This window comes from Planosporangium flavigriseum (assembly GCF_011947225.1).
Taxonomy (GTDB): domain Bacteria; phylum Actinomycetota; class Actinomycetes; order Mycobacteriales; family Micromonosporaceae; genus Planosporangium; species Planosporangium flavigriseum.
Genome location: NZ_JAATVW010000001.1, coordinates 11,479 through 23,303, shown reverse-complemented (window position 1 = coordinate 23,303; position 11,825 = coordinate 11,479). Strand labels below are relative to the sequence as shown.

The 11,825-nt window shown below is 66.9% G+C and carries 3 protein-coding genes; all 3 read left to right on the top strand.

The genetic code is table 11. From position 1 onward, the window contains the following. The first annotated feature begins 147 nt into the window (after positions 1 to 147). The 3 genes from HC028_RS00065 to HC028_RS00055 all read left to right on the top strand — a co-directional run bounded on the left by HC028_RS00065 (position 148) and on the right by HC028_RS00055 (position 11,738). A complete protein-coding gene (locus tag HC028_RS00065; protein ID WP_168071648.1) occupies positions 148 to 1,968 on the top strand; it encodes an AfsR/SARP family transcriptional regulator in 1,821 nt (606 codons plus the stop codon). 90 nt (positions 1,969 to 2,058) lie between these two features. Then, a complete protein-coding gene (locus tag HC028_RS00060) occupies positions 2,059 to 11,112 on the top strand; it encodes a golvesin C-terminal-like domain-containing protein (RefSeq protein WP_203981222.1) in 9,054 nt (3,017 codons plus the stop codon). Further along, positions 11,109 to 11,738: a hypothetical protein gene (locus tag HC028_RS00055; protein ID WP_168071646.1), complete on the top strand. Its 630-nt coding sequence runs from the start codon at positions 11,109 to 11,111 to the stop codon at positions 11,736 to 11,738. The genes HC028_RS00060 and HC028_RS00055 overlap by 4 nt, the downstream gene beginning before the upstream one ends. Positions 11,739 to 11,825: the final 87 nt, after the last annotated feature.

Sequence of the window (11,825 nt, the reverse complement as noted above, 5' to 3'; positions counted from 1 at the left end):
AAGCCTCGCGCCAATGGCGTCTCCACATATTTCTAACGGTCGAATCTTTTTTGATCCATGCCAATTTGATCTCTATGTTGATGCGGCGGTCGGGCGGTCCTGGGGAGGCGGGCGGCGGTGTCCTTTGAGTTTCGTTTGCTGGGTAGCGTGCAGTTGCGCCAGGACGGCCGCTCGATGGCGCTGGGCACGGCCAAATGCCGTGCGGTACTGGCCGCGCTGGCGCTGGAGGCCAATCGCCCGGTGTCGCTGGAGCGGTTGGGCAAGGCCCTGTGGGCCGGTTCGCCGCCGCGGTCGGCGGTGGCCAACATCCGTACGTACGTGGCCGCGCTGCGCCGCTTCCTCGGCAACCGGATCGTCGCCGGCAACGGTGGCTACCGGCTCCGGGTCGAGCCCGGTGAGTTCGACGTCGACGAGTTCGTGAGGCTTGCGGAGAACGGGCGGGCGGCGCTCGCCGCGCACGACGCGGCCGCCGCGGTCGCCCACCTCGGTGACGCGCTCGCACTGTGGCGGGGCGCGCCCGGCGAGGGGCTGCCGCGCGGGACGGCGCTGGACACCTACCTCACCGGCCTCGTCGAGCAGCGGCTGGCGGTGTTCGAGGACCTCGTCGGGGCGCGCCTGGCGTTGGGCGAACACGCCGAGGTCATCGGCGAACTCCGCCGGCACCTCGCCCAGCACCCCCTGCGCGAGGGTGCCTGGGCGCAGTTGATGCTGGCGCTGTACCGGTCGGGTGACACCGGCGCGGCCCTCGCCGCCTACCACGAGATGCGCACGCTGCTGGGCGAGCAGCTCGGCGTGGAGCCCGGCCCGCAGGTCCAGGCTCTGCACCGGGACATTCTCGGACGCGCTCCGGAGCTGTCGGTCGCTTCGACCCCGGCTGCCGCGCCCTCGACCCTCGGCGGGCCGCCGAGACAACTCCCGCCGGCCGATGCCGTGTTCGTCGGCCGCCGGCAGGAGCTCGCGCAGCTTGTCGACGCGTTGCGGGCGGCCGGCCGGCGCGGCCCGGCCGCGGTGATGGTCTCGGGGCCCGGGGGAGTGGGCAAGTCGACGCTGGCGGTCAAGGTCGCGCACCTGGTGGCGGACGACTTCCCGGACGGCCAGGTCTACGTCGACCTGCGGGACCTTCACGCGGCCGGACCGGCGGTCGCGTCGGCCGAGATCCTCGCGAGCGTGCTCAGGGCGCTGGGCGTACCGGCGCGGGAGGTGCCGGACCGGCCCGACGAGCGGGCCAGCCGCTGCCGTTCGCTGCTGGCCGAGGCGCGCGTGCTCGTCCTCCTCGACAACGTCACCGATGCGGCGCAGGTACGCCCGCTCATTCCGGCCGGCTCCGCGTCCGTTCTGCTGGTCACCGCGAGAAGGCCGCTGCTCACCGTGGACGCGGGGCGGCACGTGCCGCTGGGCGTACTGCCCGACGACGATGCCCGCCTGCTGGTCGCCGAGCTTGCCGGCGGCTCCCGCGTGACAGCCGACCCCGCGAACGCCGCCGTGTTGGTCCGGCTGTGTGCGAACCTCCCGTTGGCGCTGCGGATCGTCGGGGCCCGCCTGGCCAGCCGGCCGGCGTGGCCGCTCGACGTGCTCGTCCGGCAACTCGCCGACGAACGCCACCGGCTGGACGCGCTGACGTACGGGGATCTGTCCGTGCGGGACTGCATCGACATCGGGTACCACGAGGTGGCGGCCGACGACGAGACCGCGGCGCGGGTGTTCCGGCTGCTCGGCTCGCTCCCGAGCGGGCAGGTGTCGGTCAAGGAGGCGGCCAGGCTGCTGGATGTGCCGTTCGTCCGCGCGTGGCAGGCGCTGGAGCGCCTGCTCGACGCGCACCTGGTCGACTCCCTGTCGCCGGAGCGGTACCGGCTTCCGGACCTGGTACGTCAGTACGCCGCGGAGCTCACGGCGGCGGACGGCGCGCAGCTTCCCGCGTTCCGGGTGGGCGGCAGGCAGGCGACGGGGGCGGCTCCGATCGCTGTATGACACCGCGTATTTCAAATATGCGTTTACATGTATCTATCCCCGCTACGGTTCGCTCATCGTGTCTCGGTCCCCGACGGAGAGTGGTGGATCATGGGGAAGCGGCGAGCCGTCGTCATTGGTCTCTTGGTGCTGGCACTGGTGGCCACCCTGGGCGGGCTGGAACCGGTCCGGTGGGACAGACCGGCCAGAACCGATGCTGCGAGAACCGCTGACGACGGCGGCGGGCTGCTGTCCCGGTGGGGCGCCACGGTCCGCGGACTGGTGGGCAACGGGGCGTCCGGCCGGGCGGAGCGGATCAGCGCCGGCCTGGCCATGGAGCAGAAGGCGCCGGCGGGCAAGGCGTGGCCGGCGCAGAAGCGGGTGCGGGAGGTCACCGAGAAGCGTACGGCCAACGGGCGGATCTTCCAGCTGTCCGACGGTCGAATGCAGGCCGAGGTCTCGGCCGTGCCGGTGAACTACCGCGACACTCGAGGCCGGTACCAGCCGATCGACACCCACGTGGGGGCGACGGGACGGCCGGGCTTCCCGCAGGGCAACGACACCAACACGTTCACCAGCCTGTTCGGTGACAGCTCCGACGAGCTGGTGCGATTCGAGCGGGACGGCCGGTCCGTCGAGCTGGGCCTCACCGGTGCGGCCAAGGGCGTCACGCCCAAGGTGGACGGCTCGTCGGTCACGTACGCGGGGCTGGCCGGCGGCGCGGACCTGGTGTACGACGTCACCTCCACCGCGCTGAAGGAGAAGATCGTCCTGCGGGCGCCGCCGTCCGGTCCGGTCTCGTACACGTTCACCGTGGACGCCGGCGGCCTGACGCCGCAGCAGCGCAAGGACGGATCGATCGCGTTCGTGCGGCCGTCGGGCGGTGAGCCGGAGTTCGTGATGCCCGCGCCGTTCATGTACGACGCGCGCGACGACAAGGCCTCGCCGTACGGGAAGGTGTGGAGCGACAAGGTCACCCAGCGGGTGCAGCAGATATACGGCCGGACCACGATCACGGTGTCGGCCGACGCGGCCTGGTTGGCCGACTCCGCGCGGAAGTACCCCGTCGTCATCGACCCCACCATCAAGATCCAGCCGGTGCCGACCGACGCGCAGGACGTCCAGATCTACGCGGGCAACACGGCGCGCAACTACAACGACACCTACCAGTTGAAGGTCGGCACCGACGCCACCGCCGCGTGGCGCACGCTGGTGCAGTTCCCGCTGACGGGCGTGCCGGCGGGCACCGTGCTCGACGACGCGCGGCTGGAGATGTACTACGACCAGACCCACACCGACTGGCAGTACGACGTGTCGATGGAGGCGCGGCGGATCACCCAGCCGTGGGACGAGGGCAGCGCGACGTGGGCGAACACGAACGCCAACATCGCCGCACAGCCGGCCGCCAACCTGGTGCAGGTCGACGACGGCGACGCGGGAACGTCGGTCGTCGGCACCTGGTCGTACTCGGGCAACACCACGCTGACGCCGCTCGCGATCAACGGCGACTACCGCGTCAACAACGACACCACGACCGGGCACACGCACACCTGGGTGCCGACGATCACCGAGTCGGGCGACTACCGCGTCGAGGTGCACTTCGTCACGGAGTCCGACCGGGCGACCAACGCCCCGTACACCGTCTACTACTCGGGCGGGTCGAAGACCTACACCGTGGACCAGACCACCCCCACCGGGCAGGGCGTGTGGAAGACGCTGGGTACCCACCCGTTCGTGGCCGGCACCATCGGAAAGGTGGTGCTCGGTGACGTGTCCGGCAAAGCGGTCATCGCCGACGCGGTCCGCTTCGTCAAGGACGGCGCGGTCAAGAAGCGGGGCACCTCCTCGACGTGGAACTCGTTCCCGGTCCGCAACGTGGTGCAGGAGTGGGTCAACGGGAGCCAGCCCAACTACGGCTTCATGGTCAAGGCGCTCGACGAGGCGACGCTCGGCCGGGGCGGCCCGGTCTACGAGGCGTCCGAGTTCAGCTACCAGAACGAACGCCGGGACTCGAACCTGCCGAAGCTGGTACTGACCTGGGGCCGGCCCGGGGTGACGGTGAACCCGCCGACGACCATCACGGCGACCGGGGCCCTGCTGGACTGGCCGGCCTATGTGGACCCGTCGAGCGCGTCCGGTGACGACATCGTCGAGTACCAGGTGCACCGCAGCATCTACCAGACGTACACCCCGAGCGCGGCGACGCTGGTCGCGCCGGTGCAGCCGGGCGCGCTGTCCTTCCAGGACAGTACGGCGACGCCGACGGCGGCGACCGAGACCGACCCGATGAAGCGGAAGTTCTACTACTACATGGTGGCGGTCAAGACCGCCGACGGTCAGCTCATCCCCGGCCCCACGCAGCCGGCCATGCTGCCCAAGGCCGGCCAGATCACCAGGATCTACCGGACCGGGGTGACCGACACGACGCTGTCGGCGGCGCGGCCGACCGAGAACGTCGACGTGTACGACGGCGACCCGTACGTCTCGCCGGGCAACAACTCCTCGTACTACGGCGACACCCGCGGGCTGGTGAAGTTCCCCGACCTGGCCGGGATCCCCAGCAACGCCCAGGTGACCGGCGCGCAGTTGCGGATGTGGAACACCTACCTCTACCCGGGCACGGACACCGACGAGTGGGTCGACGCGTACAAGCTGACCCGCGACTTCGACGAGACCACCGCGAGCTGGAACAACGCCAGCGCGGGCGTGCCCTGGACCACTGCGGGCGGTGACTACGACCCCGCCGCGCTGTCGGGCTTCAACGGGTTCACCAACGACCCGGAGTGGGAGGCCTGGGACGTCAAGAACGCGGTCAGCGGCTGGCTGGCCAACCCGGCCAGCAACTACGGGCTGCTGCTCAAGCAGCGCGACGAGGTCAACCAGACCGCCCGGGCGATGCTGCTGTCGTCGGAGGCGGCCGAGCCGATGCAGCGGCCGACCCTCGAGGTCACCTACCTCGAACCGACGGCGGAGTCGACGTACTACGCGCCGACCACGCCGGCGCAGGCCGCCCCGGCGAGCAGCTACACCGTCCCGGTGACGGTGTCCAACCCGACCCTGTCGGCGTGGAAGGCCACCGACTGGGAGCTGTCGTACAAGTGGACCCGGGCCGACGGCAGCGCGGCCACCGACGCCAGCAACCAGGTTGCCACCGCGCTACCCGCGGACATCAACCCGGGCGCCATCGTCGACGTCTCCGCCCAGGTGAAGACCCCGGCCTCCACGACCGAGGGCAACAAGCGCACCGACTACGCGCTCAACTGGGAGCTACGCAACAAGACCAGCGGCCAGTGGCTGTCGCAGACCACGTCGATCGCCCCGCTGGCGCAAACCGTGGCGGTGGAGGAGCCGACCTCCGACCAGTTGGGCCTGGAGAAGTTCTACTCGTACGCGGGCAAGAACACCGGCGCCGGCGGCACGGTGATGAACAACCTGTACTCCGGCAACACCGTCTGGTCGTACAACGCGTTCAACAACCCGTCGCGTGGCCTGTCCACGTTCGTGCGGCTGGCGTACAACTCGCTGGACACCTCCGACACCGTCGCCGGCTACGGCTGGTCGCTGCAGGCCTCGTCGATGATGCGGCTGGGCACCCCGCTGGACTTCCACCCCAACCCGAACCCGACCAAGGTCACCCTGACCGACGGGGACGGCACCAGCCACTGGTTCACCTGGGACTCCACTGCCGGGCAGTGGAAGAGCCCCAAGGGCGTGCATCTGTACCTGGAGAAGTACAGCAGCGTCGACTGCAAGCCCAACACCCAGGAGCCGAAGGCGTGGCGGCTGACCCGGCCGGACCGCACGCAGTTCTTCTACGACTGCGACGGCTACCTCTCCAGCACGGTGGACAACAACGGCAACGAGATGCTGTTCACCTACGCCGAACGCAAGTCCAACAACAAACCGACCAAGTTCCTCACGTACCTGACCGACCCGAGCGGCCGGCGGACGCTGACCATCGACTACTACGCCAAGGGCGACAACTACGACTACATCGACGACACCACCTGGACCCGCCAGACCGGCACCAAGCTGACCAACCCGAAGATCATCGACCACGTCAAGCAGGTCACCGACATCTCCGGGCGCAAGCTGACGTTCACGTACACGGACAAGGGCCTGCTCGGTGAGCTGGTCGACGGCGCCGGGTCCAACCAGCCGAAGGTGTTCAAGTTCGCCTACGACATGACCCAGGGCAACAAGAACGTCAAGCTGGTCAAGACCACCGACCCGCGGGGCAACGCCACCAACCTGGCGTACAACTACCCGCAGAACGGTGACGACCCGAAGTGGCACTGGACCACCAAGTCCTACACCGACCGGCTCGGCTACCCGGCGACGTTCGCCTACACCGACCCGGACGGCCCGCAGGGCAACAACATCAACACCACCGTCACGGACGCGGAGAACCACGCCACCGCGTACCAGATGGACGGCTACGGCCGGCCCGTCCAGACCACGAACGCCAAGAACGAGACCACCACGCTCGGCTGGGACTCAGACCACAACGTGGTCCGGCTCGAGGAGGCCAACGGCGCGGTCTCGACCTGGAGCTACGACGCCAAGACCGGCTACCCGCTGGAGGTCAAGGACGCCGAGGCGGTCAAGAACGGCACGTCCGGCACGGTGATGACCTATCAATACCAGCTGAACGGTTACGTCGCCGACCTGGCCACCAAGACCAGCCCCGAGGGCCGCAAGTGGACGTTCGGCTACACGACCGAAGGCGACGTCGCCTCGGTCACCGACCCGGTCGGCAACACGACGTCGGACGCCAACGACTACACCACCACGTACACCTATGACGACTGGGGCCAGTTGCTGACGGCCAAGGACGCCAACGGCAACGTCACCAGGAACGAAAGCTTCCACCCCAGCGGCTACCCGCAGACCATCATCGACGCGTCCACCCAGAGTTCGTACTTCGTCTACGACGCGCGCGGGAACGTGACCGAGGTCCGCAACGCCAAGAACGCCAAGGTCACGCAGTCGTACGACACGTTCGGGCGACCGCTGGACAAGGTGGAACCGGTGGACGCCGCAGCAGGCCGGTTCATCACCACCAAGGCGCCGGTGTTCGACGCCAACGACAACATCACCACCGCCTACGCGCCGAACGGCACGTCCACCACCTCGGCCTACGACAAGGCCGACCAGCCCGTCGAGACGGTGGCGCCCAAGGACGAGGCGACCGACCCGGAGCGGAAGACCACCACGACGTACGACAAGGTCGGCAACGTCCTGACCGTCACCGAACCGCAGGGCAACCTGACGAGCACGGCCGGCGACTACACGACGACCACCAAGTACGACGAGATCTACCAGCCGATCGAGGTCACCAACGGCGTCGGCCAGAAGGTCACCTCGGTCTACGACAACGTCGGCAACGTCCGGACGTTGATCGACGCGATCAAGAACGCCACCGCCGACCCGAACGACTACACGACCAAGTTCGAGTACGACCTGAACCACCGGGTCGTCAAGACGATCGACGCGACGGGCAAGTTCACCACCGCCCGCTACGACCGGGACGGCCTGACCGTCGCGACCACCGACGCCGAGGGCAACGAATCGCTGGCGACGTACGACAAGCGGGGCGCGCTGATCGAGTCGAAGGTGCCGCGTGACAAGGACAGCGCCGGCACGATCAGCTACCGGATCACCAAGTACGAGTACGACCAGGTCGGCAACCAGACGAAGGTGATCACGCCGCGCGGCGTGGCCACCACCGACGACCCGGACGACTTCGCGAGCGTCAACGTCTACGACTCGCTCAACCGGGTGAAGGAGACCTGGTCGGCGTACGACAAGGACGACGCCCGCTACAAGACGCCCGACAAGACCATCTACGAGTACGACCCCGTCGGCAACCTGGAGCAGATCAGCGCCCCGCCGTCGGACGGGCAGACGGTCCGCAACGTGACCAGGTACAGCTACTACGACAACGGCTGGACCAAGTCCGCGGTCGATCCGTGGAACATCACCAACTCCTACGACTACAACGACCTGGGCCAGCAGACCAGGAACACGCTGACCTCGGCCGGCGGGTCGACGTCCCGGACGATGACCTGGGACTTCTCCCCCTCCGGTAACCAGAAGTCCCGGTCGGACGACGGTGTGCCGGTCGGCAAGGACGTCGTCCTGGTCGACAGCTCCGACTCCCACAACACCGCCTCCCAGGGCACCTGGACCGCGGGGACGGCCACCGGGCAGTACGGCTACGACGTCTACTCGGCCCCGGCCGGTAGCGGATCGGCGCAGTTCAACTGGCAGCTGAACATCCCGCGGGACGGCAGCTACGAGGTGTTCGTCCAGTACCCGCAGGTCAGCGGGGCGGCCACCGACGCGAAATTCACGATCACCTACAACGGCGGCACCGTCACCAAGACGGTCAACCAGACCCAGAACACCGGGTCGTGGGTGAGCCTGGGCAAGTACGCATTCGTCGAGGACGGCGCCCAGAAGGTCACGGTGACCGATCAGGCGACCGGCAAGGTGCTCGCCGACGCGGTCAAGCTGGTGCGCGACAACGCCGCCGACACCGACAACGAGACGAAGAACTTCACCTACCGGTACAACCCGAACGGGTTGATGGTCGAAGTCAAGGACCTCAGCCCGGGCGCGAAGATCGACACGTACCGGATCGGGTACGACGAGCTCAACCAGATCGCGAAGGTCGAGGAGGTCGCCGGCGGCACGGTGAAGAACACCACCGGGCTGACGTACGACGCCAACGGTAACCCGCTCACGTCGACCCACGACCTGACCTGGTCGAAGATCGACTACGACGCGCGGGACATGGTCGCGAAGGTGACCAACGCCGACTCGCCGACGGCGGGCAACCAGCAGATCTCGACGTTCACGTACACCGCCCGCGGGCAGATGCTCAAGCAGGTCAAGCCCAACGGCAACACCGTCGACTTCGAGTACTACCTGGACGGTTCCACCAGGCACCAGGTGGAGAAGACCTCCGCCGGCACGGTGGTCGCCGAGCACACCCTGGAGTACACGGCCAACGGCAACCCGTCCAAGGACGTACTGAAGTTGATGAACGCCGACAACGCGGCGGACTACATCGACAACACCTACGTCTTCGACTACGACCCGCAGGACCGGATCCAGAAGGTCACCAAGTCCGGCGACAGCTCGGCGACGGAGAACTACACCTACGACGCCAACAGCAACGTCATCACGCAGACCGTCGGCGGCGCGACGACCACCAACAAGTACGACCGCAACCGGCTGCACTCGTCCACCAGCGGTGGCGTCACGTCGACCTACAACTATGACCCGCTGGGCCGCTTGGACACGGTGTCGGTCGGCGGGCAGCGGGCGCAGAAGTACTACTACGACGGGTTCGACCGCACGGCCAAGGTCACGGCCGGTACGGGCGCGAGCGCCAAGTCGACCACCTACGTGTACGACCCGTTCGACCGGACGGTGTCGCAGACGGCGGGCGACAAGACGACGGCGTTCACCTACCTCGGCCTGGACAGCCAGGTGCTGCGCGAGGAGGTCGCCGGCAAGGCGGACAAGTCCTACCAGTACTCGCCGTGGGGTCAGCAGCTGACCCAGATCAAGCACAAGGATGACGGGTCGCGGGAGTACTCGCAGTACGTGTACCGCCCGCGGGGTGACGTCGAGGGGATCACGAAGGAGGACGGCAAGACCCGGGCGACGTACGGGTACACCGCGTACGGCAAGGACGACTCGGCGCAGTTCACCGGGGTGGACAAGGAGGATTCGTCGAACCCGGACAAGGAGGCGTACAACGCGTTCCGGTTCAACGCCTCCCGCTGGGATGCCGGGTCGGGTACCTATGACATGGGGTTCCGTAACTACGACCCGGGTCTGAACCGGTTCCTGACGCGGGACATGTACGGCGGTGCGCTGGCGGACATGGCGTTGGCGATGGATCCGTTCACCGGTAACCGGTACTCGTTCGCCGGTGGTAACCCGATCAGTTTCGTCGAACTCGACGGGCACCTGTTCGGGATGTCGTGGTCGGACATCGGTCACGCCGCGCTGGACGTGGTGGGCCTGGTGCCGGTGGTCGGTGAGGTCGCCGACGTGGCGAACGGCATCTGGTACGCCGCCGAGGGCAACTACGTGGATGCGGCGTTGTCGATGGCGTCGGCGATTCCGCTGGCCGGGTACGGGGCGACGGCGGCAAAGGTCGCGCGCTACGGCGAGAAGGGCCTGGACGCGCTGGACACGGCCAACGACATCCGCAAGGCGGAGAACAGGGCTGAGGCTGTCGGTGATGCGGCGGGCGGTGCCCGCAAGGTGGACGACGCTCCCGTCGCGCCCAAGCAGGACGCGCCGGCTGCGCCTAAGCAGGACGCTCCGGCGCCGGCGAAGTGCAACAGCTTCGTGCCGGGTACCCGGATGTTGCTGGCCGATGGCAGCACGAAGCCGATCGAGCAGTTGCAGGTCGGCGACGAGGTGATGGCCGCTGACGTCGAGTCCGGTGACGGTCAGGGCCGCATCGTCACCAACGTGCGTAGCCACGAGGGTGACAAGACCCTAGTCACCATCACCGTCGACGTGGATGGCAACGACGGGTCGAAGACCGGCTCCATCACATCGACCGCCGAGCACCTGTTCTGGCTACCCGACGCCGGGGCCTGGGTCACCGGTGACCAGCTCAAGGCCGGCATGTGGCTGCAGACCGGCGCGGGCACCTGGGTGCAGATCACCGCGGTCGAGCGGCACACTCGGCACGAACGGGTCCACAACCTCACCGTCGACGGCCAACACAACTACTACGTCCTCGCCGGCGGCGCTCCTGTCCTGGTTCACAACTGTGCCAACGGTGTTGACAGCAACGGCAACCCGTGCAATTGCACGGTCCGCGCGAACAACGAAGCGGGATACGACTTCGAGCGCCAGTTCGGGCTTGACCTCGAGCAGAAAGTTCGTATCCCGTCGGCCACAGGGACGGCCGCGTATCGGACGCCTGATCTTACTAGGCCGGACTTCATCCTCGACATGAAGAACGTCAAGCGGTTGAAGGTTACGCCGCAAATCATCGACTTCGCGGAACATGCGGCGGCAAATAACCTCAAGTTCGCGATCCTTACCAATCAGAAGGCTAAACTTACGCCGGCAATGAAGGGGATGATGGAGGCTGGTCTTGTGAGTGTCTTCAGGGTAGGAACATGATTGTTACCCCGCAGGAGATGTCGGCTGATCTCGCGCGTTCGGGTGTTCGTGTCCGTGATGTCTGGGACCTTGTCAACACTTCCGACAAGTACCCTGCTGCTGTACCGGTTCTCATTCGATGGCTTGATAGAATCACCGATCTCCCACAGACGGTGGAAAGGGAGAAGCTTCGTGAGGGAATCATCCGGTCGCTCTCGGTGTCCTATGCCAGGCCGGCCGCTGCGCAAGCGATCATCAATCAGTTCCGAGTGATGCCGGACCCGAAGGGGCTTGGTGCGGGTTGGGTCGCAGGGAATGCCCTTGGCGTGGTTGCTGACCATACCGTTGCAGATGAAGTAATTGAAATACTCCTTGACCGAAGTCTTGGCCGTGCAAGGGAGATGATCTTCGAGGCTATTCCTAGAATTGCGAAACGCAGGCCAGAAGTAGTGCTGTCGGTTCGTTCATTACTGGATGACGAGGCGGTACGTCCATTTGTTATCGCTACGCTCGGCCGACTAGGTGATGTTGAGTCAAGAGAGCAGATTGCAGCGTATGTCACTAGTGACCATTTGCTTACCAGCAGAAACGCCGCGGTGGCACTAAAGCGGATTGATGCTGCTCGTACACAGCGTGATCCGTCCTGATCTGAGTATCAGGTTTACTGGCGGCGTCCTGTCAGGTGACAGGACGCCGCCGGTGGCTGCGTTTGCAGTTGTCGGAGCCGAGAATAT